Origin of the sequence: Nocardia sp. SYP-A9097, from assembly GCF_009649815.1 — a bacterium.
GTDB lineage: Bacteria > Actinomycetota > Actinomycetes > Mycobacteriales > Mycobacteriaceae > Nocardia.
On record NZ_WJIC01000040.1, the window covers coordinates 1 to 26,979 of the forward strand.

Genomic DNA, 26,979 nt, shown 5'->3' on the forward strand with positions numbered 1-26,979 from the left:
GGAACCTTCTGGGCAACAGTGGATGTGGTAATTCCTGTTGCTACCAGGAGGTTCCGTTCCATCGGGCCACTTCCGGCAACCTCCCGCACGGTCTGTTCCCTAAACGATCAGAACCCGGACAGGCACTAAGAATTGCCGCATGCGATGTAGGTAGTCGGATCAAACTGGCACTCCGGCCGAAGCGCATGATCAATGCGTGGCTCTGGATCACGCCGCGAAACCCTTGGAGCCAAGCTCAGGCATCGCTCATTCCATGCCAGCAGGGTCCGAGGCTACTGTCTTGAATCATCTGTGCGCAGTTATCGCTCGACAAGGCACGCCCGTGCTTGATGCTCCACGCGCCAGACAGCATCGAATCATGACCAGCATCACATTTCAATTGGGCGGCTGGTCCACAACGCCCGACCCAACCGCCGCGTGATCAGCCACGTATCTGGCACGTATCTGGCACAAAAAATGGCTGGTCATCGCAAAACCTGCGATGACCAGCCATTTCTCTGTGGACCTAGCTGGACGTTATTCCAACAGGGCCGATCCGACCTGCAGAAACTCGAAGCCACCCGCGCAAAAATCGACATAGGGCAGGGCTCATCCGCCCGGCGGCGACGCAAGAAGCCGCCAGCGACCAGAGTCCCCGAGCCCCGCAAGATCGAGCGACGTCTCCCTTCCACAACGATCGAGGAACTGATCCGGGCCTACGGTGGCGGCGCATCCACCGCCGAGCTCGCCGCGCGATTCGAAATCTCCAAGACCGCGGTACTGACGCTGTTGACCAAGCATGAAGTCCCCCGGCGGTACCAGTCCATGACCACCCCAGACGTCGACCACACCGAACGGCTCTACCTCGCCGGCCATTCACTCGCCAGCTGCAGCAGACTCACCGGATTTCCCGCCAGCACCATCAGAGACGCCCTGCGCACCCGTGGCACACCCATGAGGCCAGCCGGAGGCCGCCAGTGCAGCTCTCGATAACACACTCCATCGGCGTGTCGACACACCGAGTCACAGATCAGATTTCGCACAGCAGCAATTGATTGGCAATCTGCAGCACGTGTCGGTCGAGCATTCCCACAGACCGGGTAGGTGTCACCCATGCATGATGTCCGCCACGCCTGCGGACAGGGCGGTGCAAACCACGACCGATGACACTGCGGCCGAGGTGCGTGCACTCGTGCCGACGTATCCCTTCCGCAGCCGATTCGACCGCAGCTGGCTCAGGTGGATGAGTACGAGCATCGAGCAGACCGCGAATACCGCAGGAACTGCGGCCGTACCCCAGCCCCGGACGGCAGCGCGATGCAGAAACAGCGCCGCAACCGTGATGGCGGACAATGCCGTTCGTCGCCAAGCGAGGGACGTGCGTTCCGCCTGCAGGCCGGAATCTCGGGGCGGTGGGCTCACGAGAGAACGACCGCGGCGCTTGCGAGCACGGCGATGACGCCGGTCCCGGTCGACAGAATCGGGACCAGAACCGAACCCGGGAGCGGCTCATCGCGACGCATCGCGGCCTGCACGGACCGCCAGTGGAAATACGCACCGCCCGCCAGCACGACCGCGAGGACAACGCAGCCGAACGCGAGTGCTGTACGCGCGCTTACGGACTCGAAGGGAGCGGCCAACTGATGGACGGCCACTGCTCCGGCCAACAGCCCCAGCGAAGTACGGATCCACGCCAGAAACGTTCGCTCGTTGGCCAGGGTGAAACGATAGTCCGGCTCGTGTTCGTCCACGTGCCGCCGGTCTTGCGGTGCGACCATCTGCCCCATCTCAACCCCGGAACAGGCGGCGGCGCACATTGCGTGCCGCCAGCAGTCGCAGCATCTTGGCAACGGTCCGGGCGCGTCGGGGCGAGTACGGGTACCACAGCACCTCGTTCTTCGGTGGCCGCACGCGTGGAGCCGTGATCGCCTGCCGGCGACAGTACTTCCGCACGCCCTGCGCGCCACCGAGCCGGGAGCCGAGGCCTGAGTTCTTCCAACCACCTTGCGGCAGTGCGAAACAGAACAGATTCGCGTACGCGTCATTGATATTGACGGACCCGACCTCGAGCCTGCGCGCAATGGCTTCACCTCGGGCACGGTCCTTCGTCCACACGGTGGCGGAGAGCCCGTATTCACAGTCGTTGGCCAGCCGGATCGCTTCTTCCGCATCGGCGACCCGCATTACCGGGATGGTCGGACCGAACGTCTCCTCACGCATGCATGCCATGGAATGGTCGACGTCGACGAGAATCGTTGGTTCGACGAACATTCCGGTATCGCGCACTATGCTGCCGGTGAGCAGGCCGGCCCCACGGGCGAGCGCGTCGTCCACGTGGCCGCGCACGATCTCGGCCTGTTGCACGGTGGCCAAGGCGCCGATGTCCGCCGAGGCGCAGCCATCGTCGAGTCCTTGTCTGAGCGCCGAGACGCGTTCGGCCAGCAACTCGAGGAACCGATCGTAGACCGAAGCCTCGACATACACCCGCTCCACCGAGATGCAAGCCTGCCCGGAGTTGACCAGACCGCCCCATGCGATGCCATTGGCGGCGCGCACGAGGTCGGCGTCGGCGAGGACGATGGCGGGGTCCTTCCCGCCGAGTTCGACGCTGCAGGGAATCAACCGTTCACCGGCCCGCGCCGCAATCGCCCGCCCCGTCCGCGTGGAGCCGGTGAACTGCACCATATCCACCGAATCCACCACGGCCGCACCGGTTTCCCCGCGGCCGGTGACGCAGGCCAGCACCGGCGGCGCACCGATCTCCCGCCAGCCCCGTGCGAGCCCCAACCCGGACATCGGAGTGACCTCCGACGGTTTGATCACCACGGCGGCACCGGCCAACAGCGCCGGAACGGCATCCACTCCGGGAATCATGAGTGGAAAATTCCACGGACTGATGATTCCCACGACCGGATACGGGCGGTACACCTGAGTCAGCTTCTTCTGAACAGTCAGCAGCCCATGCGGTCTCGGCCGCTCGTCGGCGAGGAACTTCCGCGCCCGGTCCGAGTAGTAGTTGATCGCATCGCAGATCATCATGACTTCGAGTACGGCCTCCGCACGCGGCTTGCTCGTCTCGGCGTGTAGTTCCTCGACCAGCCGAGACTCATTGTCGAGCAGCCAGTTCCGCAGTTTCCGCAACCAAGCCGCTCGGCCCTCGGACCCGAGCGCCTCCCACGCCGGCTGCCGTGATCGCAGTTCCCGCACGACTGCTTGCACGGCATCCGCGGTCTGGAGAGGAACGCTTCCCACCACGGCGCCGGTGGCCGGATTCTGTACGTCGACGGTTGCGGTCGCCGACGAGTGTCGATCGATACTCACCAGATATTCCTCAGGTCGGTCGTTGCGTGTAATGGTCTGGGGCAGTGGCGGTTTCACGAGGACGGCGAAGGAGCACCGCATCACGTGTGGGCCTGATAAGGGCGGCACCGGCGACTGCGGCGACAACGCAAATGATTGCCAGCACCGCGAATCCCGTTGTGTAACCGGCAAGTTCTTCCGACGCCGACTCCACGAGACGTCCCATCAGGGTCGGAGCGATCACACCGGCCAGGGTCGAGAGGGCGACGGTCGTGCCCAGAACGGCACCGCGCTGCTGAACCGGCGAGATCTCTTCGCACAGTGTCACGATGATCGCGACTACTCCGCCCGGCGCCGCGATGCCCGCCAGCAGCAACACCACGCTCAATGTCGGTGACGAGACGAGAGCACCGAGCAAGGTGAGGATGCCGCCCGCCAGCACCATTGCCACGCTGAGCATTCCCCTGGACCAGGTGGTGCTCACCCCGCGCAATGTCAGCCGTTGCGACAGCAGTCCGGTCCCGAGAATCAGGGCGCCCGAGACCGCCCAGAACGCGGCAACCACGTTCCCCGCGGCGGTAGCCGACAGCCCATGTCCATCCTGCAGGAACTGTGGCACCCAGGCGACCGCGATCGCTACCCCGAAGTAGGCCGCGAAGCCCAGCAGAACGCTGCCGATGAAAGTCCCCGAGCAGAAGATACGGCGGTAGGCGACGTGTTGTACCGCCGTCGTCAGCACCGGTTCGTCCGATGGTGACGGCTCGGCGCTCGCTCCGTACGGACCTTCCTCGCGGACGAGGGTCATCCACACGATGCACCAGAGCACGCCCAGCAGCGACGTGACCCCGAATGCCGTGCGCCAGCCCACATTCTGGATGACCCAGGTGAGACCCGGTGCGGCGAGCAGCGTGCCGACACTGCTGCCCATCAGCAAGACGCTGCTGGGAAGTTGTCGTTTGTTCTCCGGAAACCATTTGAACATCGAGTGATTCGCCAGGCCGTAGGCCGGACCCTCCGCGGCGCCCAGCGTGACGCGCGAAGCGACCAGGACGGCGATCGAGGTTGTCCACGTCATCGGTGCCAGCGATATCGACCAGACGATGACGAGCGCCAGCAGCAACCAGCGGGTGGGAAATCGGTTGGCCAGGAACCCGACCGCTATGCCGGACACACTGAACAGCAGGAAGAAACTGCTTGCGACGAGGCCGTAGCCGGCGGCGTCCAATCCGAATGCGGCACTGAGCGGTTTGGACGCCAGCCCCAGCAGCGCCTTATCGGCGAAATTGATGACGATGAATACGAACAGCAGACCCGTTACCAGCCACGCACGCCGGGTCGATGGCAGTAGCGTCACGGTGTCAGGAAGAGATCCCGACGGGTCGCTCGCCGACAATCGAGATTCGATCCATTACTCGTCGCGCCGGAAAGTAGTCACTGGCGGCGTAGTGCTGACAGGTCCGATTGTCCCAGATCGCAACGGTATTCGGCTGCCAGCGCAGTCGCACCTGGAACTCCGGGCGCTGCACATGACGGAAGAGCAGTGCCAGCAGCTCATTGGATTCGGCCTCGGGGACGCCGACGATTCGCGTGGTGAACCCGCTGTTCACGAACAGCACCCGACGGCCGGTCTCCGGAATCAACCGGACCACTGGGTGTTCGGTGGCGGGGAACTGGGGCCGAAGCATATCCACCTTGTCCTTCGGCATGTATCGGCCGAAGGAATCCATCCAATCATGCTCGGCGACAAGATGATCGATTCGATCGCGAATGTCCGCGGGGAGCAGTTCGTAGGCGGCCCCGGTGTCCGTCCACAGCGTGTCGCCGCCGACGGGCGGAACTTCGACCGCTCGCAGGATCGCGGCGAACGAAGGGTGCGTATGCCAGGTGACGTCGTTGTGCCAGAGGTTCTCCACACCGCCGGTCATCGCGTCCTTCGCGAGCGTCGCGACATCGACGTCGGTCTGGCCGGGCTGTGCGTATTTGAAGAAGGGGTGCTGCTCGAGCGCGCCCCACCGCTGGGCGAATGCGCGATGCTCGCTGCGGTCGATGTCCTGATCGCGGAAGAACAACACCTTCCACTCGAGCAGGGCTCGGCGCAGCTCGGCGAACGTACCCGCGGGGAGGTCGCCGGTGAGGCGGATGCCTGAGATCTCCGCACCGACGGTCGGCGTTGTCGGGGACAGCGTGAAGGTCGTGTACGGGGCAGCGCCGAACAACTCACTGGGTCGTTGCGCCACCAGCGGCCCGACGGCCTCCAACGGATCGGTGGCCTTGCGAGTGATTCTGGTACCGGTAACACTGGTCGTCATGCCAAAAGTCCTTGATCGCTAGTTGCGGCCGATACCCGCGCTTCCAGAATTGCCACGCAGGAATCGATGAGTTCGGAGATGATCCGAGCCGTCAGCACCAGGCTGCGGTCTTTGTCCTCCCATCGCGCAAGGGTGGTGATGGCGAGGTTGACAATATTCGCGGAACGCCATTCGGCGATATCGCGTGGGGCGTTGGCAATAGAGATGACAATCTCCTCGGCACGCCGGAAACTCTCTGCACGCAAATGCTTTTGCAGCGTCTCGGCGAGCGCCGGATCGAACATTGCCTGACTCAGGAATCGGGCATATCGACTTCCCTTACGGCCCAGAGTTTCCGCCGCGAGTGGCAGCACCAAGCTTTCGACGGCTCGGCGCACATCGGGCGGCGAACCCTGGGCCTGCAGGTCGGCGAGTAATCGTTCACGACATTCGTCGACCGGCGACATTCGCGCCTCGATGATTGCGTCGAGCAGGCCATCGCGCGAACCGAAGTGGTACTTCGCCGCCGACCGGTTCGACTGACCGGCGGCCTGCTGTACATCTTGCAGAGTTACCGCCGCCAGCCCACGTTCGGCAATGAGCCGCTCGGCCGCATCGATCATTGCCTTTCGCGCTGCACCCTGAGCCATGCTTCCAGATTAATACTGAAGTATTAAAACGTCAATGGCCCGTCGCGGCCAGCGCAATCGTCACGGCAGCGAGACCGATATCAGCGCGGAGGCATACGGACGGCGCCATCGAGTCGGATGGTCTCGCCGTTGAGCATCGGGTTGGCGACAATCGCCTCCACCAGCTGCGCGAATTCCCGAGGGTCCCCGAGCCGCGCCGGATGCAGCGACAGCGCCTCGAGCGCGTTGAGCGCCTGCTCCGGAAGCGAGGCGAGCAGCGGTGTCTTGAACAGCCCGGGCGCGATCGCATTGACGCGGATCAACATCGACGCCAAGTCGCGGGCGATCGGCAGCGTCGCCGCCACCACACCGCCTTTGGAGGCCGCGTAGGCAGCCTGGCCGATCTGACCGTCGAACGCCGCCCCGGAGGCCGTATTGATGATGACTCCGCGCTCCCCGTCGATGGGCTCGTTCCGCGAGATGGCATGGGCAGCAAGGCGAACGACATTGAACGTGCCGATCAGATTGATACGCACGACCTTCTCGAAGGCGGCGAGCGGAAACGGGCCGCTCTTGCCGACCGTCTTGATGCCGTTGCCAATGCCCGCGCAGTTCACGACTATGCGCAACTGACCACCGGCGTTGGCAAGCTCGACAGCCTTGATCACGGCGTCTTCATCCGTGACGTCCGCGGGCACGAACCGGACCGCATCGCCGAGGGCGGTCAGCGCCTCCAGATCGGCGGACGGCAGATCGAGCGCGACCACCCGCGCACCGGATTTCGCCAGCGCCGCCACCGTCGCGAGGCCGAGTCCGGAGGCGCCGCCGGTCACGAGGGCACTGGTACCTGCAATCTCCATCAAAATCTCCCTATCGGAAAGTGTTGTCCGGCAGCATCTCTAGAGGCTGCGGGCGATGAGTTCCTTCATGATTTCGTTCGTGCCGCCGTAGATCTTCTGCACGCGGGCCGCCGCGTACATCTGCGCGATGGGGTACTCCATCATGTAGCCGTACCCGCCGAAGATCTGCAGACAGCGATCGATGATCTCGACCTGCCTCTCGCTGGCCCAGAGCTTGGCCATGGACGCGGTTGCCGCGTCGAGTGTTCCGTCGAGGTAGCGCTGAATGCAGTAGTCGATGAACGCCTTTCCGGCGAGTACATCCGTCTTGCATTCGGCCAGCACGAATTTCGTGTTCTGGAAGTCCAGGATCGGCTTGCCGAAGGCCTGTCGCTCCTTGGCGTACTTGACGGCCTCGAGCACCGCGGCCTCGGCCATGGCGACACCGGTGACGCCGATGGTGAGCCGTTCCCGCGGCAGCTGTTCCATCAGCTGGTAGAAGCCCCGGCCCTCGATGCCGCCGAGCAGGTTCTCGACCGGCACCCGCATATCGGTGAACGACAACTCGCGGGTGTCCTGGCCGTGCTGCCCGATCTTGGCCAGCACCCGGCCGCGTTCGAATCCGGCGAGACCACGGGTCTCGGCGACGATCAGCGATATGCCCTTGGAACCGAGTTGCTGATCGGTCTTGGCCACGATCACCAGCAGATCGCAGTGGGATCCGTTGGAGATGAACGTCTTCGAGCCGTTGATGACGTAGTTGTCACCGTCGCGAACCGCCGTGGTGCGCACCGCCTGCAGATCGGATCCGGTGCCCGGTTCGGTCATCGCGACAGCGAGCACCATCTCGCCGCTCGCCATCGCGGGAATCCAGCGTTGCTTCTGTTCCTCGGTGGCATAGCTGTTGATGTACTGCGCCGCAAGCATCGAATGCACACCGAAGCCGAACGCCGTGTCATGGGCAAGGGCAAGCTCTTGGGACACAACGACTTCGTGACCGAAGCTGCCACCGCCGCCCCCGTACCCCTCGGGCAGGTTCAGACAAAGCAGTCCGGCCGCACCGGCTTTGGTCCAGAACTCGCGATCCACCTGCTGCTGTTCGGCCCAGCGCGCCTGGTTGGGCGTCGCCTCTCTGCGGAAGAATTCGGCCGCGTGCTTGCGCAGGACCCGCTGATCCTCGGTCTCCCACGGGGATCGGTAGTCGGGAAAAAGCTCAGACATGATGATTTCTACTTTCCGGTGAATGTGGGTGCGCGCTTTTCCAGGAAGGCGGCCTGGCCTTCGCGGCTGTCGGCGGAGTGCACCGCGACGTGGAAATTGCGCTTCTCGTGTTCGAGTCCCTGTGCCAGCGAGGTTTCGAACGATCGCAGTGCGGCGTCCTTGGCCAGTGCCACGGCCAGTGGTGAGTTCTTCGCGATCCGCCGCGCCATGGCGAGCGCGTGGGTGAGCGCTTCGCCGTCGGCCACGACCTCGGCGACGATCCCCGCGCCGCACGCCTGTTCGGCGGATAGGAAGTCGCCGGTGAGCAGCATGGCCATGGCCTTGGATTTGCCGACGGCGCGGATCAGTCGCTGCGTGCCGCCCGCACCGGGGATCGCCCCGATCTTGACCTCGGGCACCCCGAATTTCGCTGACTGGCCGGCGATTACGATGTCGCAGGCCAGCGCGAGCTCGCAGCCACCGCCGAGCGCGAACGTCTCGACCGCGGCGATCACCGGTTTCGGGAAGGTGCCCAGGTCCGACCAGAACCCGTCACCGAGTGCGGTCCGATCGCCCAGCAGCGGCTGGGCCCGAATCTTCTCGAACGCGGTGATATCGGCGCCCGCGCAGAACACACCCTCCGCACCGGTAACGACGACAGCGTGCACGCCGCCGTCGGACCGGAGCACGGCCAATTCCGTTGCGAGCGCGGCGAGTAGCTCCGCATTGAGGCTGTTCTTGGCTTTCGGCCGGTTGATCTCGAGCAGCGCCACCGAACCGTCGCGGGTGGAGCGCAAGACCTCGCTTGCCGAGGTTGTCTCTGTCACTGTGCGTCCTTGTAGATGTCGGCGTGCTCGACGCGCATGACCTTCTTGTCGAGCTTGCCGACGCTGGTGCGCGGCAGTTCGTCGACGAACAGGATCGTGTCGGGCAGTTGCCATTTGGCGAACAAGCCAGCCAGCACCGCGATGATGTCGGCGCGGGTCAATTCCGCACCCTCGACCGGCACGACCAGGGCCAGCGGGCGCTCCTGCCACTTCGGGTGGGCGATGCCGATGACGGCCGCCTCCTGCACTTTCGGGTGTCCGACGATGGCGTTCTCCATATCGATCGAGGAGATCCATTCGCCGCCGCTCTTGACGACATCCTTGATGCGGTCGGTCAGCTTGAAGTAGCCGTTCGGGTAGATCTTGCCGACATCGCCACTGCGCCAATAGCCGTCGAGGAAGCGGTCGGCATCGTCATCGAGCCTGTGGTAACGCTCGATCACCCAGGGGCCGCGAACCAGTACCTCCCCCACGCTCTTACCATCGTGCGGCAGGTCGTTGCCCGCGTCGTCGACGATCCGGATATCGATACCGGAGACCGGTAATCCCTGGCAGCGCTTCAGATCCCACTTCTCGTCATCGGAGATCTTGCCGCGCAGCGAGGGTTTGACACCGATGTTCATGGCGATCAGCGGCGTCGTCTCGGTCGCGCCGTAGCCCTGGACCAGGTCCGCGCCGGTGAGCTCGTAGAACTCCCGCATCAGTGACAGCGCGGGTTCGGTTGCGCCGGAGAGCAATCGGACATTATGGAAGTCCGGCTTCACCGCGAGGGTCTTGATGTAGTCGAGCATCGGCTGGAAGATCGCGGGTGCACCGTTGGCAACCGTGACGTTTTCCGTGATCATCAGGTCGACCAGCAGCTGGGTGTTCTCGGCCATATAGCGGCCGGGCAGGATGATCTTGGCCGCCGCCCAGACCGCGGTGTGCGGCAGCGCCCAGGACTGGCCGTGGAACATCGGGGTGATGAGCATCGCGGTGTCGTCGCGGCGCAGGTTGACCGCCGCGGCCATGGCCATCGCGTGCAGGTAGCTGCCCCGGTGCGAGTAGTAGACGCCCTTCGGCCGACCGGTCGTTCCCGAGGTGTAACACGCACTGTAGGTGGATGTTTCATCGATGATCGGCCAATCGATCTCGGTCTCGGCGGCGGCCACGAGGTCCTCGAAATGCAACACCCTCGGCAGCGAGGTCTCGATGTCCGAGAGCGGCCGATCCGACATGACGATCCAGCCCTTGACCTTCGGCACATGCGGGGCCAACGCCTCGGCGATCGGCAGCAGGCTTTCGTCGACCAGCACCCAGGACGCCTCGGCGTGATCGGTGACGTAGCTCAGATCCTCGACGGACAGGCGCAGGTTCATCTGCAGCATGACAGCGGCCAGACCCGGTATGGCCCAACTCAATTCGAAGTGCCGCCGACTGTTCCAGTCGAGGATGCCGACGATATCGGCGGGGCCGATGCCGAGCCCCTTCAATACATTCGCCGCCTGTTTGATCCGCACGTAGGCGTCGGCGTAGGTATATCTCCCCCAGCTGCCGTCCGCGGTGCGGTAGACGATCTCCTGTTCCGGATAGGTGCGTACCGCATGCCGGATCAGGCTGGTGGTGTTGAGCTGATAGTGGTCGCCGTGGGTCGATGGCAGACCCTTGACAATGTGGGTGTCCATAGGTGCCCCTCTAGATCCGTTCGATGATGGTGGCGTTGGCGGTACCGGTCGCCTCACAGATGATCTGCAGGCCGTACGTTTTTCCGGTGCGCTCGAGCTCGCACAGGAGGTCGGAGAGCATCCGCGCGCCGGTGGAGCCCAGCGGATGCCCGATCGCGATCGACCCGCCGTTGACGTTCAACTTGTCGTCCGGAATCCCGAACTCGCGCGCGACCACCAGTGGCACGCCGGCGAACGCCTCATTGACCTCGACGAGGTCGATATCGTCGATGCTCAGCCCGGAATGCTTCAGCGCCTTTCGGGTGGCGTCCAGGACCGCGGTGAACTGGATGACCGGATCGGCCGCGGCCACCGACAGTGCCCGGAACCGGGCGCGTGGAACGAGGCCGTGGCGCTGCGCGAATTCGCGGTCGGCGATCAGCAGCGCGGCGGCGCCGTCGCTGATCTGAGAGGAGTTGGCTGCCGTGGTGCGCCCGTCGACGGCGAATATCGTCTTCAGTGAAGCGATCTTGACCGGGTCCAGGTGTTCCCGAATACCTTCGTCCGCGTCCACGGTCGGAGCCGACGGATCATGTGGGTCGACCGTGATGGGGACCAGCTGATCACGGAACTTACCGGCCCGGGTCGCGGCGAAGGCCCGCTCGTGACTGCGAATGCTGTAGGCATCCAAGACTTCCCGGTCCAGGCCGAAGGTCTCGTTCAGCAGCTCCGATGCGGCGCCCTGCGCGATCATCCCGCCGTCGTATCGGGCCAGTTCGAGTGGTCCGTACTGTGGCCCCAGCGGTGCGCCCGGCGCGAACGCGGGTGGCATCGGCACCTGCGACATCGATTCCACACCGCAGGCGATCGCCAACTCGTAGGTACCCGCCATGACACCCTGCGCGGCGAAATTGACTGCCTGCTGACCGGATCCGCACTGCCGGTCGATGGTGACCGCCGGTACCGACTCCGGCAGACCCGCGGACAGCACGGCGTGCCTGCCGATATTCCCGGACTGATGCTCATGCTGCATGGCGCAGCCGGCGATCACATCGTCGATCAGCGCCGCATCGATTCCACTGCGCTCCACCAGATTTCGCAGCGTGTGCCCGAGCAGGTCCACCGGATGCCACCTGCTCAACGCACCGCCGCGCCTGCCCACGGGTGTGCGCACCGCGTCAACGATGACTGCTTCGCGAACTGTCACTTCATTTCTCCTGTGTTCGACTGCGAATGCCGGTGAGCGGGAAATCGGCCCGCTCGGCCAACTCCTCCCAGTGGTCGGTGCCGTGCGTGGCGAAGACGCGCTCGAGTTCTGCTCGGATATCGGGCACCTGGAGGTGCTCGAGCACCCGAGCCCGAAAATGCGGTTCCAGCGCGCCCAGGGCGATATGACCATCGGCGGTGGCGTATATCCCGTAGGTCGGGGTCGCGCCTCCGAGTGGCGCTTCTGGGCCCACGAGTCCGTGGCGCACCGCGGCACCGGCATCGGCGGCCGCGTCTTCGAGGACCACCCGATAGCGGTGCCCGGCACCGGATTTCGCCACATTGCGCAGGGCGAGCAGAGTTGCCGACACCGCACGTTCGGCACCGAGCAGATCGGCCACGGGGATGGTCGGCATCAGCGGAGGCTGCAGGGTGCCGTGGGCCGCCTGGTAATTCAGGTCGTGCCCGGGAAGCTCTTCGAGCGCGCCGTCGTGGCCGACGATCTCCACATGCGACAGCCCCGGGAACTGCTCGGGCGCGTTGTCGAGCCCGAGCTTGCGCAGCGCCGAGGGGCGCATGGCGGTCAAAAGCACATCGGCGCCAGCCAATTCGGCATCGAGCCCGGCCCGGTCGTCCGGATCCTTCAGATCCAGCACAGCGACCCGCTGCCGACCGGTGAGTTCGGCATACCAGCCCGGTGCGGCCACCGCGAGTGGATCGCCGGTCGGCGGCTCGACCTTGATCACCGAGGCGCCGAACCCCGCGAGCCGAGCGGCCGCGAGCGGCCCCGGGAGGTTCACCGCGAGTGAGACGACGCGAACGCCTTCGAGAATGTCGGGCATTTGACTCCTTCCACCTGCCACGCTGTACAACTGTATAGCATTCTTACTGAATGTATAGCGTATTGAGTGGACGATATACTCACGCTTCGACCGAGGGGAGCCAGATGGGAACGAGTGCCGACCCACGCGCAGGCATAGACGACCTGACCGCGAAGGCGCGCATCCGCAATGCGGCGATGGATCTCTACGCCGCGCACGGCGAGGACCGCATATCGATGCGTGCCGTCGCGACGGCCGCGGGCGTCACGGTCGGACTGCTCGTGCACCACTTCAAGACCAAGGACGGCATCCGCAACGCCGTCGAGCAACTGATCGTCGACTACTTCGCCCAGGCGGTCGCCCAGGCCCCCACCGACGGCACTCCCCGAGAGGTCGCCGCCGCACGCGACGCCGCGGTGGAACGAATGCTCGAGTCGAATCCAGCCGTCGTCAACTACCTGCGCCGCGCTCTACTCGATCCGACAGGATCGAAAGGCCAGCTGCTCCAACGTCTTACAGAGCTGACCAGACGCGAGCTAAGCAAGGCCCGCGAAGCAGGCATCGCCTCCACCAACCGCCGCGACTCGACCCAGATCATCGAGATCATCGTCCGCCAACTGGGTCAGCTCTTCCTGCAACCGATGATCGACACCATGTGGGACCACGTCTCCGGCCCCGACGAATCCGATGACGACAAACCGGTACTGACAGTGCACGTACAGCCCCGCACCTAACCCCGGCCTGGCTCGTGCGCGGTCGACTGGGACGTGACCAGGTGTCGTCGTCGGGAAGGCCCGGTACTCACGCAGAAGTCTGCTGGCACGCAACGGTTCTGAAGATCAAGCCTTAGTCATCCCGGTACGATTTCCTGGTGCATGCCCCGCACGTTTCGGGCTTGTCACGGCCCCCTCGGCGAAGGAGATCCATGTCCAGCTTCCAATCAGCTGTCACATATGTGAATGACCCGGCGAACAAGGGAAGCATCGACAACTCCAACGACATCCAGCTGTCCTTCTACAAGTACTACAAGCAGGCCACCGTCGGTGACTGCGATACCCCGAGGCCCGGTATGACCGATATCAAGGGCAAGGCCAAGTGGGACGCCTGGAACTCCATTACCGGGATGTCCAAGGAAGACGCCGAGGCGAACTACGTTTCCACGCTGCAGCGCGCTGCACCGGACTACAGCTAGTCAGGCCACACCCGTTCGCTCGACGTCGTCCAGCGAACGCACTGCAAGCGAACGCACTGTATTGGCTCCGTCTACGTCCATCGGGAGCGTCCCCTCAGGGTCGCTATTGCACGAAAAGGGCTGGCCATCCATGGAAACCATGCCTGACCAGCCCTCTTGTAAGTGGACCTAGCTGGACGTTATTCAAACCGTGCTGACCTGCAGAAACTCGAAACAACCCGCGCGAAAATCGACGCCGGGAAGGGCTCGACGGCCCCGCGCCGACGCAGGAAGCCGCCGGCGACCAGGCTCCCCGAGCCTCGCAAGATCGAGCGGCGTCTTCCTTCCCCGACAGTCGAGGAACTGATCCAGGCATACAGTGACGGCGCATCCACCGCCGAATTGGCCGCACAGTTCGGGATCTCCAAAACTGCGGTTCTGACGCTGTTGACCAAACGCGAGATTCCCCGTCGGTACCAGTCCATGACCACCCCCGACATCGACCACGCCGAACGGCTCTACCTCGTCGGCCATTCACTCGCCAGCTGCAGCAGACTCACCGGATTCCCCGCCAGCACCATCCGAGATGCCTTGCACACTCGCGACACACCCATGCGGCCAGCCGGAGGCCGCCGGCGTGGGCGGCACTAGCGACCGCTCGGCGTGTCGACACACCGAACCGTTCACCGAATATGTCCCAGAAGCAACCTTCTAGCGATCACCGGGCTCACCCCCGCGCGTGCGGGGAACAAATGCTCATCCAGAATCAGGACGGCGTTCTGGCTGGGCTCATCCCCGCGCATGCTGGGGATCGAACGAAACCATAGCCGCTCACTCTCGGTTTCGGTGCGCGCAGGCCGGGCACCGACCCGTTGAACTCAGCACTGCCATGGCTGAGAAGAAGACATTGGTACCAGTGGGCAAATCAGTCAATAACCCAAACCCGATCCCCACCAATGCACTCAGAACCAGGACAAGTACAGGAGATGAATCGGGCCCCAAGGCAGGAACCGAAGGCTCGTCAGGCAGGTCTTCCAGCGTTGAATCGTTGTTATCCACAGATTGTCTCTCTTAGCGAATTTAGTGGGGCTATAAGGGATTAACGTCGAACACACAGCGAAAGGGCCTGCCCGGAACCTCCGAGATGACCCGCTCCGCAGCATAATTTAACAAGAGCTGAATAGCCACAACGCTGTCCTGCTATGCCAATCGAGAGATCTGAGCTGAAGGGTTGCTATGGACTCATAGGCGATCCTGCTTCGGCTCCAGCAGATAGGCATAAGCCACACGTGTTGAGACCCCGAAAGAGCAACTCACCTAGGCCAATTGCCTGATTAAGAGTTCCGATGCGCATCATCCCGCATAGTTCGCAAAGTCTGAATCTGCTAAACGAGCCGGATGACAAGAGAACAGATTCTGGACAGTAACCGACCAGTGTCAGTGAAAGCCAGCGAGTCGCTGGCGGGCTAAGTTTCGATACACGACACGGTTCGCGACACGCCATTCTTCATCGAGAGTCGCTGCCTTGCATCACTATCCGCATCTCTGAGCAGGCTCGCTCGGAGGCTAACCCCGCACGTGCGAGGAGCACAGAGCTTTATCGCCCACCGTCGTCACTTCTCATGGCTCACCCCCCGCGCATGCGGGGAGAGTACGTATCCGCGGTCGATCACCTGCCCACCGCAATGGCTCACCCCCGCGCGTGCGGGGAGCACTCAACCCGACCGGCCTGTTCTTCAACGTCGACGGGCTCACCCCCGCGCGTGCGGGGAGCACTCATCGCATGTGCGGCAGGTCAGGTTCCAGTAGGGCTCACCCCCGCGCGTGCGGGGAGCACTCCGCCATGTCGCTGTCATTCATGTCGTAATCGGGCTCACCCCCGCGCGTGCGGGGAGCACCCGCCGAGATGGAGCGGCGTAGCGCTCCTCGTGGGCTCACCCCCGCGCGTGCGGGGAGCACCACTGGATTTCCTTGGTGACCCCGTCCGGAGTGGGCTCACCCCCGCGCGTGCGGGGAGCACGTCGAAGTCGGCGAGTTTGACACTGGTCACCGGGGCTCACCCCCGCGCGTGCGGGGAGCACCAAGAAAGAGGGAAAGACCATAGGGGGTGAGTGGGCTCACCCCCGCGCGTGCGGGGAGCACACCTTCCTGACCGCCGAAGACCTGCCCGGCGTGGGCTCACCCCCGCGCGTGCGGGGAGCACACCTTCCTGACCGCCGAAGACCTGCCCGGCGTGGGCTCACCCCCGCGCGTGCGGGGAGCACACGAAAATCAGGGAGCCTAACCATGGCCAAGCTTGGGCTCACCCCCGCGCGTGCGGGGAGCACGCAGAAGAATGCGCACCCCATCTCCGTGAGCAGGGCTCACCCCCGCGCGTGCGGGGAGCACTCGCATTGCCCCTTGCGGGTTGCGGAACGTCCGGGCTCACCCCCGCGCGTGCGGGGAGCACTATCCGTTTACCCACTCCGCAGTACCCGGCGCGGGCTCACCCCCGCGCGTGCGGGGAGCACTATCACATGCGGCCGGTGAGCGCTCGAGGTGAGGGCTCACCCCCGCGCGTGCGGGGAGCACTTTGAAGGCGAACGGGACTGTGGCCGCGACACAGGCTCACCCCCGCGCGTGCGGGGAGCACGACGAACTGCGGGTGGTCGACCGAGGGCAGGTTGGGCTCACCCCCGCGCGTGCGGGGAGCACGACGAACTGCGGGTGGTCGACCGAGGGCAGGTTGGGCTCACCCCCGCGCGTGCGGGGAGCACCACATGGACCGGATCTTGGACCCGGAGGGTCCGGGCTCACCCCCGCGCGTGCGGGGAGCACGTCAGGTATGACAACAAATTCGGTTTGGGTGAGGGCTCACCCCCGCGCGTGCGGGGAGCACGGCAACCTCAGCGATGAACAGAAAGCCAGCCTGGGCTCACCCCCGCGCGTGCGGGGAGCACCTACCAGCTATTCAGCGGGCATTGCCAAAATCGGGCTCACCCCCGCGCGTGCGGGGAGCACATCGGATCATGGTTCGTGCTGTTGGTCTGGTTGGGCTCACCCCCGCGCGTGCGGGGAGCACTCACGAAGCCTTCGCTTGTGCCTGAGGACCCAGGGCTCACCCCCGCGCGTGCGGGGAGCACGATGAAGGAGCTCGACGCATGACGATTGAGGAGGGCTCACCCCCGCGCGTGCGGGGAGCACACTTCCTGACCAGCATGTCTGTAGTCGGGAACGGTGTTTTTCATTCACTTTTGCTCGCCATTGCGGCGCTTGGCGCTCTGTTGCGCCGCTTTGCGATATCGGCTGGCTTTGCTCCAGCCGGCTCGTGGCCGTCCTGCCGTGTGGTCCCCGGTGTGTGGTCGGCGCATCAGATGGACGCCGTCGATATCGACTGGCTCCCATTCGTGCCGGTGCACTTTGAACGCGAGGCGCTGCTCTGATCGCGTGGAGTAGATCATGATGGCGCGGCCGTCCTTCGATAGTTCGATGACTCGCTGCCAGGCCAAGTCGCGCACGCGTATCGGCAGGACACCCACGAACACTCCGGGACTGATCTCCAATAGCCAGCGCGTCAGATGTCCGCGCAATCCTGCGGGGCAGGCACTCAGGACCAGTACTACCACGGCACTTCCTCATCGGCGTAGGAGACGCCGCTATCGGCATTGCCCTGTCGATCCCACAGTTGAACCACGTCGGTATCCCAGTCATCACCGGCGTCTGGTTCGTCGGGAAGCAACAGTGTGTGTAAGTCCTTGCAGCATCGGCCGAGGAGCCCGCCAGCGTGGATAGCGTCGCGGACCGCCCGGCGGGTTGCCGCCCCGATATCCTCTACTTCGGCGGCCGCGATATCGAATGCAATCGGGATCGCGAATTCGGCTTTGTACAGATCGGCGATATCGAAGACGAAAGATCGCTCGTGGCCGGTGTGAACGAATCCGAGCCCAGGGGCGGCGCCCAGCGCAACGATCACCGCGTGGGCAATACCGTACAGGCAGGTCGTCGCCGCTGATAACGCTTGATTGACCGGATCGCCACCGGCGAAATCGTTGGGGTCGAATTTCCTTCTCGCCCAGTCGATACCGGTGCGTTCGGCGTGTTCGCGATACAGCCGACGCACCCTGGCGCCTTCCTTGCCACGCAGCTGCTGCATGGTGAGACCATCGATCGGGTCGCCGGGGAATCGCATCGCATACATCGCGCGTGCCACACGCAGGCGGGTGGTCTGGTTGGCGAACGCGGTCGCCTGCGCCTCGAGCAGTCGAGAGGAACGGGCCAGTGAACGACCATGCGCGTAGTAGCGAACGCCCTGTTCGCCGACCCACACTGCGGTGGAACCACTTTCGGCGAGCAGCATCATCGCTTGATGAGTGACGCGTGTCCCTGGTCCGAGGATCAGCGCGCCCAGCGTTGCTGCAGGTATATGGACGACTCCGCGTTCGTCGGTGGCAGTAATGGCGTTGGCATCGCGGTGCACGACCGAGCGCTCGAGGTAGATGAAGGTCAGTCGATCCTGGGCTCGGACCAGTTCGCCGATGCGGACCGGCCGCACGCCGGGGATGTCGGTCATTGCGGTGGTGCCAGGGTGAGCAGGCCGCAGCCGTAGCCTTTGGCGCGGCCGATGCCGTGGGTGAGAGCGATCGTGAGGCGGTCGGTGTCGGTCACTACCAGTGTCCCCTCGAAGGTCGCGATGGAAAGGCTGACCGTGGCGGATTGGCGCCGGAAGGACAAACTCTCGCGCGCGATGATCCGGACGTCGTCTTCGCGTTGGCCGGCCGGGCCACACTCCGCGAGGCAGAAGCCGGCATCGGCTGCTCTGCGGCGCAGCCAGTCGAGCTGTTCGGGTGCTTTGAGCGGGGTGACGCGGCCGCGGACCTTGCGGGCGGTGGCCTCTGGGCTGGTTTGGGTGTGGCGTACGGGGTTGGCGGTGAGTCGGAAGTGCCAACGCTGACCGACAGTCAGGGTGTCGAGCAGTTGCCCGTACTTGCGAGTCGCCCACGCACCGGTGGTGGGCCAGCCGGCTTGTTCGATGATGTGGGTGAAATCGGGTTCGGCTGGGCTCACGACGTAGAGGTGAATTTGCTTGTCGTGCTGGTCGATTCGCCACAGCACGCGCCCTGGGCTGTCGGCGTGATCGAGAAGGCCTGGAGGGAAGGACGCCATGACCGCGGCGTGGGTGGTTTGGGGTGAGGACAGGAATGCTCGGGTGCCGCGGCGGGCAGGGTTCAGCGGGATTCGGGACAGGTACATCAGGAACCCCCGAAAGCAGCGAGTGGATCGTGAGTGCGGGTGTGCCCGTCCGGGTTTGGTGTGGGGGCGTGTTCGGTGATGATGGTGCGCCAACCGTATTCGCGGCGGACAGGGTCGAAACTCACCGGGAGATCACGCACCCGTTCGCTGAGCGCCTCGGGGGTGTCGGTCGCGGTGGCGTCTCGAAAGATCGGTAAGTGGACCATGGTCGGTTGTTTGCGTCGATAGTGTTGGGCTGCTTGCCAGGGGGCGTCTTTCAAAACCTGTGGCATGGTGCCCTCGCGAACCTCGCCGAGTACGAGGGGTTCGGTGACGGGGCAGGAACGTCGTCCGAGATAGAGCGGGAACGCGGGTCGGATCAGTTCTGCGCGAACACCTTCGAGTAGGTTGCGGTCGCCTTCGATCGCTGCGACGAAGATCGCGTCTGAGAGGTAGAAGCGCTCCGAGAGCGGATACCGGGTGCGCCCGTCCAGGCTTGTCGCGGTCTGGAAGTCCCGCACCAAAGCACCTGGCTGATCGATGCGGACCCCGAATGCCAGCCCGAGGAGCTCGTCCTCGATCGGGTCGGTTCGGCGTCGGCCACGTGCGGCACAGATCAGGCCCAGCACGCCGCTCTTGGACGGGAAGTGCTGGGTGCCGCGTCGCGCGAATCGGCTTGCCACGCCCCATGATTGTAAGGGGGCCGCCAACCGCAGCAGCAACACCGTCATGACCGTGCGCCCGATTTCGCGCGCACCAGTTCGATCACTGCGGCGACCGCGGTCTTGAGCGGCTGTGGTTCTCCGAGGGTGGTGAGTTCGCCGGCGTTGTCGCCGGCGGCGACGACGAAGTTGCGGGCTGATCCGTCGCCGTAGCTTTTCTCCACTGCCAGCAGGCGAGTGACCAGGGCTTTGGTGGCAATGCTCGCGCGGGCAGCGCCTGCGGCGTTGACGGGCTCTTCGAACGCTCCCACGAGGTTGACCGGCTGATCGGTGCGCACGCTGAACACGACGGTCTCGGGCAGGGTGCGGTGGGCGAAGGTGTTTTGTTTGCCGGTGGGCATGCTCTTGACGAACGCGGTCAGAAACGCTTCGACCGCTTGCGCTGTCGCGGCCGGGTTCCCGAGGTTCTTCTCGAGCTGGTCGACGTTGACGTTGGCGTACCGGTAGAGCGTGGAGGAGTTGAATTCGATGAATCCCAGCATGCCCGCCCCGGCGTTGTCGTCGGGCGCGCGGTCGTCGACCGCGGTGAAGTAGTCGAATTCATTGTTGACCGCATGCACGCTGATCGCGTGTGCCACTTGGGCCGCGGCGTCGATGGTCAAATCGTTGGCGTCGGCGACCATGCGGCCGAACAGCGCGACATCGACACTGTTCTGCCCCTGCGCGGCAGCACGCGCGACGGCTTTGTCGATTGCCGAATTACTTTGTGCTGCAACGATAGCCAACTGCGCGAGCCGGTCGATTTGCGAGGCACTCAGGAACAGCAGATACTTCGCCTGCTCCAGTGTGTTGGTCCCCTGTTCCTCCACGCTGTCAGGGGTCGCCGCTCCGGTGTTCTCTTCCGTCGGGGGCGCTGTTTCGGTGCTCGCGTCCTGCATGACAGGCGCCGCGGTGTCTGTCCCGGACTTCGCGGTGTCTGTCCCGGACTTCTTGCGGCGCTGCGGCTTCTCCACTTTGATGCCCGCCGCGGTGACGACCTGAACCGCGGCGGCCTCCGGTGCGGAGAAATCCGGGGACAGCTCTGTGATGCGCTTTCCTATGAGCTCCACAATGTGTTTGGTGCGCACACCCAGCGTCGCCGGGTCGAGCAGATCACCGAACATCGTGCGGGTGGCGCGTTTCCACGCTTGACTTGATACCCGTGCGCGCGTGACCCCGCCGTAGATAGCGGTTTTCGGGCTGCCGGTGTCGTCGCGGTTGATATTGCTCGGCGGTACCGTCTGCAGGATGTGCACGTCGACGAACAGTCGGGTCACTGGTCTTCGCCTTTCCTTGTGTCTGTGTCGGTGTGATCGGATTCGATGGCGGTGCCGCGGTGGTAGTCACGGCCCCACGCCAGCAGGACTTGATGGGCGTAGGTGTGCTCGTGCAGACGTCGCAGGTCCTGCGCGAGACGGCCGTAGTCCAGCGGAATCGCCTGTGCGCGTAGCTGACTGACCAGACCACGCAGCAGGATCAATCGGGCGTCGTGGTGCGCGGCGGTGCCCAGAGCGTGGAAGCGTCGGCGCACCGCCTCGACGGAGGTCTGTTCACCGAGTACGCGCATCGCGGTACCGAACGAGGCGCCACGGCGGTGCATGCCCTCTCGTTTGGATTGCTGATGCCACGCGTACAAGGTGATCGAGTCGTGGGCGGCCTGCTCCCATGGTGTCGGTGCGCCGTCTCGTTCGGCCGGGGAGAATCCCGCCGGATCGGTCAGCGGTTCTGGCAGTCCTTCGAGCGTCGCGGCATGCAGTTCCGGCAGGCTCCCCGCCGGGTGACCGACACCGCGGCGCAACTTCGCCAACACCGCCACCGCGTCGGGGACATCTTTCATGAGCTGGGCTTGTAGGACTGAAATACGTTGCGCGACAAACTCTGTCAAGGCGGTGTCCTTGACACGATAGGTGGGTTTGTCGATCTGGGTGTCGGTGTTCACGCGGCGCTGCCCTTCTCGTGGTTGTCCTCGATGTATGCGGCGGGCAGCAGCTTCCGCAGACGTGCGTGGAACCAGATCCGCGCGAGACTGGCATCGATATAGGTGCCCTTGACCTCACGCCCGACCCACGCCGGTTCGCCTGCCGAGTCGACAAGCCCGCGGCCGATCGACGTGATCACCTCGTCCACAACCCGCTGCCACCGCTCGCCGCATGCGGTCAGACCGGCATCGGGGCGTAAGTCGGCGAGCCAGCGCCGGTACGGCGTTTCCAACGCGAAATAGCCTCGCTCGTATGCGCGTTCTTTGTGCCCGGCGGCTTCGCCCCCCGTCGCGATCGCGAGATTGCCCGCCAGCGACCCGAGCGCGGTGACCGCCTGCTCCGCGGTCTGCGCGGCGTGGATCGCCGCGTACCGCAGGGCCGGGTCGGCGGCGAGTAGTGCGGCGCGGAAGCCGATGGTGTCATCGACGATGTCTCCGACGACCGACTGATTGTTGATGTACTCCATGCCGACCGCATGCAGTCGCACCTGATGGGTTGGTTCGAGTACACCTTCTTCGAGCAGGTGCGACACCCACTCCAGTAGCCCGGGTGCGATCGCTCGCTCGGCGATACCGGCCGAGACCCCCACCTGCTCGATGAGTCCGGTCAGCCCTCGCCATAACGCCTTGCTCGGGTTGTGAGTTAGGGGGTAGTGCCGGGTGTGGCCGACCTTCTTCGTTTGAGTCGGGCTCAGTCGCCACGCGGTCATCGGTTCGAGAAGATGCTGGTTGAACGGCTCCAGTGGGTCGCCGTTGCACAACACGGCACCGGTGACGTGAGTATTGTTGTGTACCAGTCGGATTCGTCGGCTCTGCCAGGTGCACAAATCCGCCGGTCCGGTGGGCCGACGCGCGCGGCCGACGTCCGCTCGCCCTGGTGGGCGTTCCCATGCTGGCAGATCGTCCGCTGCGAAGCGCTCAGCGTTGATGTCACGTAACACGAGATTCAACAGCAATGTCTCTCGCAATGTCGCGCCTTCGAGAAATACACCGCCAAGGTTCCCTGCCCACCCCAACCCGATCGGATATCCCTTGCCTGCCTTCACCCGCGGATCCCCCACAGCGCCTGTCTTGATTCCCGAGGGATCGAAGGCGTGTGCGTGGACCAGCCAGCGCGCCGCCTCCCCGAACTCCAGGAGCTCCACCGCCGCCCCCGCCCGCGTGGTGAAGTACTTCTCCCCGTTGGGTACATCGGCGATCATTCGATCCAGAGAGCTGACCTTCCCGTTCACCGCGCGAAGATCGGCGACCTGGAAAAACGGTGCCTGCTGATCGAAGAGCCGGAACCGTGCCGCATGCGTCGTCAGATACGCGTCGATTTCCGCCGTCGGCAGGAAAGGTTGGGACCACAGCCCCTCCCACACCTTCGCCGAGGACCCTGGCCTATCGATCACGCTGCGGCGCAGCACCGCCAATAGGAGCCGTAGCATCGCGAACGCCTGCGTGGGCAATTCGCCTGCCAGCGTGGATAATTCGTGAGCATTGCGGAACAGGCTCCGCACCGATTCCTGCCGGGCCCGCCCGTGTCGGTCCAACACAGGGATCCAGTGTTCTTCCAGGAGATCGAAGTCGCTACTCGTGGCCATGGGAGTCCTTGTGATTGAACAATGCCGCAAACGTCCGATTTGAGGCAATTCTTCGAAATCTGTTGCAGTCATGAATATTTCGCAGCCTCTTGCCGAGGAGATTCAATTGCCAGGGAGCATACAAACCCCCACCGACAAGTAGCCGAGATACCTGGAGGCCGATCCGCAGCGGCACGACGCGGCCGTGCGGTGCACCGACAGCTATCTCTCAATAACCAGTCCCAGTCGATCGTCGTATCTCAAGCTGTAGCCGCTGAGTTCGGCGCAGCCAGATTCGTCGAGTTCCAGGACGAGTTCCCCTGCCAGCCACGGTGATTGCTGCCAGCCGGGATAGTAGGCGTTCTCCAAGGTGGCGACAGTTGTTCCCATCCGCCCATACTTGGTCAACGAGGGCGGCAGCCGGATCGTGCAGGCCGCCAGCGCTTTTGCGAATCCAACCGACGGCGGACCTTCGGTAGGTATCAACTCGCCACCGCGTTCGGGAACAGTGTCCAGCGCGTACACCCCGTCGGCGCGGCGCTGCACGACGATGGCTTCGATACTGTCCTCGGCATCGCGGACCTGAGCTTGCCCACCGACTCCGTCCGCGTCGTCGCTGGCTTCGGCGATCAGCCAGCCGCGCAGATTCGTCCGTTCCCCGTAAGGTTTTCCGAGCAGATAGTCGTTGGCGCGGCGTTGCTGATCGGCGATGAACGCACCCCAGGCGGTATCGGCGGTGTCAACGGCCTGCTCCCAACCCGTTGGCGCCGTGAACGACTCGGAGTAGGCCGCAGCGACCAAGGTCGGAATATCCGCGGGAACCCGTATCAGCCTGTCGGTTTGGCGTTCGAGTACCGCCGCGGCGCGAAGCAGCCGCGCCGCCCCATACACCGCGGTCGACCCCTTCACCGGCACCGGGACTGCGGTGCTGTGATCGACTCCCCGTACCAGGCACCGCGGTTCGCGGACCCGCGCCGGACGATAGGGACGAAGGTGCCGGTGCAGTCGCCCGATCCGCTGCAGCAGCAAATCGACCGGCGCGAGGTCGGTGATCAGGACATCGAGATCGATATCCAGCGACTGCTCGATTACCTGAGTGCCGACCAGGACAAAACGCGTCGGGCGGTTCGCCCGCCCCAGCGGCCCTAAAAGCGAGCGCAGCCGATCCTCCAGCGCCGCACGGTGATTGGACACGAATCGTGAATGCACCAGCAATACTTCCTCGGCCGAGAACACGCTGTCCTCGACAAGCGCGGTGTATACCTGCTGCGCGCGGGCCACGGTATTGCACACGATCCCCGCGACACCACCGTCCGACAGCAGGCCCCGCAGCTCGGCGATCAGCACATCGAGATCATCGGCAAGGGGATCGACGTGGACCTCGAGGCCGCGGCCCGAAGCCGCAACCACTGCGGGCGCTGTGGTGCTCGGCCACACCGTCACGCTCGGATAACTCCGCGGTGCAGCGACCTCGTCGACCACCCTCCCCTCACAAGCACCCCGCTGGTACGCATCGAGCAGTGAACGCCGTTGCGCCGGAGGCAATGTCGCCGACATCAGCACCACGGGCACACGGTAGGCACCCAACCATTCCAGACACCTGGACAGATACGTCGACATGTAGGCATCCGCGGCGTGCACCTCGTCGATGACCACGACCTTGTTCACCAACGCGAGGTGACGCAGCATCACGTGACGGGCTTTGAGCGCACCGCGCAGCACCTGGTCGACGGTGCCGACCACGACATTGGCCAGCGGGCCCTTCTTCCCCACGTACCACGCATGAGCGACCACACCGTCGTCAGCGCAATCGACACCGATCGAAGCGAAACCCTTGTACCGCAACTCCGAGAACGCCGCGTTCAGCGCCGCCTTACCGTGCGCGAGAAACAAGCTCCCGACCGCATCAGGTAACTTGCCCACCCATTCGTGCACGCGATCGAACATGGCGTTCGACGTCGCCATCGTCGGCAACGCTACGAACACCCCACCCAACCCGAACCGACGCGCCAGCACCTCGGCGACGAGAAGCGCGGCCTCGGTCTTGCCCTCCCCCATAGGGGCCTCGACGATCATCAACCCCGGCGCGGACATATCCTCGGCCAACCGCAGACACTCCACTTGCAACGGACGAATCCGGGCCCCCGCTGGAAGATCGAAACGAGACCGGAACAGCTCTGCCCCGCTGAGCGTCGTCGACGGAGTCCATGGATCGGGCAGAGCCAGCTGCGCCCACGCTTGGGCGGCAAAAGAATCCGAGACACGATCACTGTCGAGCGGAAACAGGTCCTGGTTACTGGCAATCCAATCCGACACGATCACCGCGGCCGTCAACAGCACCTGGGTCGCCAACGGCAACCGCACCGTCCGCCAATCCGGCAAACGATCCAGTGCGCCAACCGATTCGGTGACATGACACAACAGTTCCGCACGGCTGCGCTCCCACACACCGTCGCCGAGCAACGAACCCAGAAACGGCGCGGCATCGGACTCCGCACCCGAGGGCGGACGCCCATGATGGCTGCCAACCACAATCGAATACGACCGCGCGACCTTCACAGACCATCCGCGTTGCCCCAGAAAAGACTCCAACGCCACCTGCCCGGCAAGACCATGCGGCAACGCACGCCGATTCGCAGGAACAGACCCAATCCGCAACCCACACAAGTGCATCCGATCAGCGAGCTCGGGAACCTGACAGGCAAACGCCGGCGACAACTTCCCGACATCATGCACCCCCGCCAACCACCGCAGCAGCACCCGCCCATCCTCGACCCCACCCGGCAGCCCCACCGACATCACCTGCTTCGTTCTCGCCGGCAACCATCGATCCCACACCAGAGCGGCGACCGACGCCGAATCAGCCAAATGCCTGACCAGCGACAAACTGCCACCCGCACCGTCACTCTTCGCCCACGCAGACAACGTCGCAGCCGAAAGCGTTGAAACAGAACGCATTTCCCCTCCACAAACCTCGAACAGCCCCCGCGAAAGCAGCCACAGATATCCAAAAGCCAGCTGTCCGCAAACACGATCGAGTGTGCAGGCAATACGCGCGCCCCGCCATCGGCCAGCGGGAACTGGCACGCAAAGTCATCCGCTGACACAGCGCGTCCGCGACGCGACGATTGGGCCTGCGACAACGCCCGACCTCACGCTGCACGAACTCCATGGCCGACGTCCGGTATGCCTCAAGCAGTGAACACCAGCAGCCCATCACAATTCCGCCATTTACAGGCTCATCCCCGAGCATGCGTGGAGCACGACGCGGGCACGTCCCAGGCGGATCCGGACTTGGGCTCACCCCCGCGCGTACGGGGAGCACTGCTCCCGTTCATGAATAAACCCGTGGAATCGGGGCTCACCCCCGCGCGTACAGGGAGCACGCAGGATGCGTGAGAGCCAGCGCTCAACATTGAGGGCTCACCCCTGCGCGTGCGGGGAGCACCCGGGATCATCGGCCGACCCAGGTCTTCGAGCGGGCTCACCCCCGCGCGTGCGGGGAGCACCAGGCTTCCACGGCAAGGGTGAGGCGATCGACGGGCTCACCCCCGCGCGTGCGGGGAGCACGGCGGTGGGTGTCGGTCATGCCTTCTCCTGAATGGCTCACCCCCGCGCGTGCGG

The 26,979-nt window shown here is 64.4% G+C and carries 23 protein-coding genes and 2 CRISPR repeat arrays (1 of these 25 only partly in view); of the genes, 3 read left to right on the top strand and 20 right to left on the bottom strand.

Annotation, left to right across the window (positions count from 1 at the left end; genetic code table 11):
• Window positions 1–417 precede the first annotated feature (417 nt).
• On the top strand, window positions 418–972 hold the full coding sequence (locus GFY24_RS37415) for a hypothetical protein (RefSeq protein ID WP_153809857.1): 555 nt from the start codon (window positions 418–420) through the stop codon (window positions 970–972).
• Between the two features lie 114 nt (window positions 973–1,086).
• Here the strand turns inward: GFY24_RS37415 and GFY24_RS43950 are convergent, their stop codons facing one another.
• The 12 genes from GFY24_RS43950 to GFY24_RS37475 form a co-directional block, all read right to left on the bottom strand.
• Window positions 1,087–1,401 (bottom strand): DUF202 domain-containing protein, encoded by a 315-nt coding sequence (locus GFY24_RS43950; RefSeq protein ID WP_375336158.1) that lies wholly within the window; start codon window positions 1,399–1,401, stop codon window positions 1,087–1,089.
• Window positions 1,398–1,757, bottom strand: a complete 360-nt coding sequence (locus tag GFY24_RS37425; RefSeq protein ID WP_153809858.1) for a YidH family protein — start codon at window positions 1,755–1,757, stop codon at window positions 1,398–1,400. The genes GFY24_RS43950 and GFY24_RS37425 overlap by 4 nt, the downstream gene beginning before the upstream one ends.
• Window positions 1,758–1,767: 10 nt before the next feature.
• On the bottom strand, window positions 1,768–3,300 hold the full coding sequence (locus tag GFY24_RS37430) for an aldehyde dehydrogenase family protein (protein WP_309231801.1): 1,533 nt from the start codon (window positions 3,298–3,300) through the stop codon (window positions 1,768–1,770).
• A gap of 10 nt (window positions 3,301–3,310) precedes the next feature.
• The gene (locus GFY24_RS37435) at window positions 3,311–4,633 is read right to left on the bottom strand and encodes an MFS transporter (protein WP_309231802.1); all 1,323 of its coding nucleotides are present in this window, start codon (window positions 4,631–4,633) and stop codon (window positions 3,311–3,313) included.
• 4 nt (window positions 4,634–4,637) lie between these two features.
• Window positions 4,638–5,588, bottom strand: a complete 951-nt coding sequence (locus GFY24_RS37440) for a TauD/TfdA family dioxygenase (RefSeq protein WP_153809861.1) — start codon at window positions 5,586–5,588, stop codon at window positions 4,638–4,640.
• Window positions 5,585–6,190 (bottom strand): TetR/AcrR family transcriptional regulator, encoded by a 606-nt coding sequence (locus GFY24_RS37445; RefSeq protein WP_228567035.1) that lies wholly within the window; start codon window positions 6,188–6,190, stop codon window positions 5,585–5,587. Before GFY24_RS37445 ends, GFY24_RS37440 begins: the two co-directional genes overlap by 4 nt.
• Before the next feature lie 107 nt (window positions 6,191–6,297).
• On the bottom strand, window positions 6,298–7,056 hold the full coding sequence (locus GFY24_RS37450) for an SDR family NAD(P)-dependent oxidoreductase (RefSeq protein WP_153809863.1): 759 nt from the start codon (window positions 7,054–7,056) through the stop codon (window positions 6,298–6,300).
• A gap of 39 nt (window positions 7,057–7,095) precedes the next feature.
• Complete coding sequence (locus GFY24_RS37455) at window positions 7,096–8,256, bottom strand: acyl-CoA dehydrogenase family protein (protein ID WP_153809864.1); 1,161 nt, start codon at window positions 8,254–8,256, stop codon at window positions 7,096–7,098.
• Window positions 8,257–8,264: 8 nt separating this feature from the next.
• The gene (locus tag GFY24_RS37460) at window positions 8,265–9,062 is read right to left on the bottom strand and encodes an enoyl-CoA hydratase-related protein (protein WP_309231803.1); all 798 of its coding nucleotides are present in this window, start codon (window positions 9,060–9,062) and stop codon (window positions 8,265–8,267) included.
• On the bottom strand, window positions 9,059–10,726 hold the full coding sequence (locus tag GFY24_RS37465; protein WP_153809866.1) for a long-chain-fatty-acid--CoA ligase: 1,668 nt from the start codon (window positions 10,724–10,726) through the stop codon (window positions 9,059–9,061). The genes GFY24_RS37460 and GFY24_RS37465 overlap by 4 nt, the downstream gene beginning before the upstream one ends.
• 10 nt (window positions 10,727–10,736) lie before the next feature.
• Window positions 10,737–11,912: a thiolase family protein gene (locus tag GFY24_RS37470; protein WP_309231804.1), complete on the bottom strand. Its 1,176-nt coding sequence runs from the start codon at window positions 11,910–11,912 to the stop codon at window positions 10,737–10,739.
• 1 nt (window position 11,913) lies between these two features.
• Window positions 11,914–12,753: a CoA transferase gene (locus GFY24_RS37475; RefSeq protein WP_153809867.1), complete on the bottom strand. Its 840-nt coding sequence runs from the start codon at window positions 12,751–12,753 to the stop codon at window positions 11,914–11,916.
• A gap of 104 nt (window positions 12,754–12,857) precedes the next feature.
• On the opposite strand from GFY24_RS37475, the gene GFY24_RS37480 reads away from it, so the two are divergent.
• Window positions 12,858–13,466 carry a TetR/AcrR family transcriptional regulator gene (locus tag GFY24_RS37480; RefSeq protein ID WP_153809868.1) on the top strand — a complete coding sequence of 203 codons (609 nt, stop codon included), beginning with the start codon at window positions 12,858–12,860 and terminating at the stop codon, window positions 13,464–13,466.
• A gap of 191 nt (window positions 13,467–13,657) precedes the next feature.
• Window positions 13,658–13,924, top strand: a complete 267-nt coding sequence (locus tag GFY24_RS37485) for an acyl-CoA-binding protein (RefSeq protein ID WP_153809869.1) — start codon at window positions 13,658–13,660, stop codon at window positions 13,922–13,924.
• A 1,602-nt stretch (window positions 13,925–15,526) separates the two neighbouring features.
• Window positions 15,527–17,086: a CRISPR direct-repeat array (repeat unit 29 nt; unit sequence GGGCTCACCCCCGCGCGTGCGGGGAGCAC).
• Window positions 17,087–17,130: 44 nt separating this feature from the next.
• On the opposite strand, the gene cas2e is transcribed toward GFY24_RS37485, so the two are convergent.
• The 8 genes from cas2e to cas3 form a co-directional block, all read right to left on the bottom strand.
• Window positions 17,131–17,508, bottom strand: coding sequence for a type I-E CRISPR-associated endoribonuclease Cas2e (gene cas2e / locus GFY24_RS37490; RefSeq protein WP_309231805.1), 378 nt, complete (start codon window positions 17,506–17,508; stop codon window positions 17,131–17,133).
• Window positions 17,502–18,452 (bottom strand): type I-E CRISPR-associated endonuclease Cas1e, encoded by a 951-nt coding sequence (gene cas1e, locus GFY24_RS37495; RefSeq protein ID WP_153809870.1) that lies wholly within the window; start codon window positions 18,450–18,452, stop codon window positions 17,502–17,504. Before cas1e ends, cas2e begins: the two co-directional genes overlap by 7 nt.
• Entirely contained in the window at window positions 18,449–19,132 is a 684-nt protein-coding gene (gene cas6e, locus GFY24_RS37500; protein ID WP_153809871.1) for a type I-E CRISPR-associated protein Cas6/Cse3/CasE, read from the bottom strand. The genes cas1e and cas6e overlap by 4 nt, the downstream gene beginning before the upstream one ends.
• Entirely contained in the window at window positions 19,132–19,842 is a 711-nt protein-coding gene (cas5e, locus tag GFY24_RS37505) for a type I-E CRISPR-associated protein Cas5/CasD (RefSeq protein ID WP_153809872.1), read from the bottom strand. The genes cas6e and cas5e overlap by 1 nt, the downstream gene beginning before the upstream one ends.
• Entirely contained in the window at window positions 19,839–21,089 is a 1,251-nt protein-coding gene (gene cas7e, locus GFY24_RS37510) for a type I-E CRISPR-associated protein Cas7/Cse4/CasC (RefSeq protein ID WP_309231806.1), read from the bottom strand. Before cas7e ends, cas5e begins: the two co-directional genes overlap by 4 nt.
• Window positions 21,086–21,751 carry a type I-E CRISPR-associated protein Cse2/CasB gene (casB, locus tag GFY24_RS37515; RefSeq protein ID WP_153809873.1) on the bottom strand — a complete coding sequence of 222 codons (666 nt, stop codon included), beginning with the start codon at window positions 21,749–21,751 and terminating at the stop codon, window positions 21,086–21,088. Before casB ends, cas7e begins: the two co-directional genes overlap by 4 nt.
• Window positions 21,748–23,376 carry a type I-E CRISPR-associated protein Cse1/CasA gene (gene casA, locus GFY24_RS37520; protein ID WP_194853172.1) on the bottom strand — a complete coding sequence of 543 codons (1,629 nt, stop codon included), beginning with the start codon at window positions 23,374–23,376 and terminating at the stop codon, window positions 21,748–21,750. Before casA ends, casB begins: the two co-directional genes overlap by 4 nt.
• A gap of 201 nt (window positions 23,377–23,577) precedes the next feature.
• Window positions 23,578–26,313 (bottom strand): CRISPR-associated helicase Cas3', encoded by a 2,736-nt coding sequence (cas3, locus tag GFY24_RS37525; protein ID WP_153809875.1) that lies wholly within the window; start codon window positions 26,311–26,313, stop codon window positions 23,578–23,580.
• 277 nt (window positions 26,314–26,590) lie between these two features.
• Window positions 26,591–26,979: direct repeats of the CRISPR family, unit length 28 nt; unit sequence GGCTCACCCCCGCGCGTGCGGGGAGCAC; it runs 1,166 nt beyond the window's last position.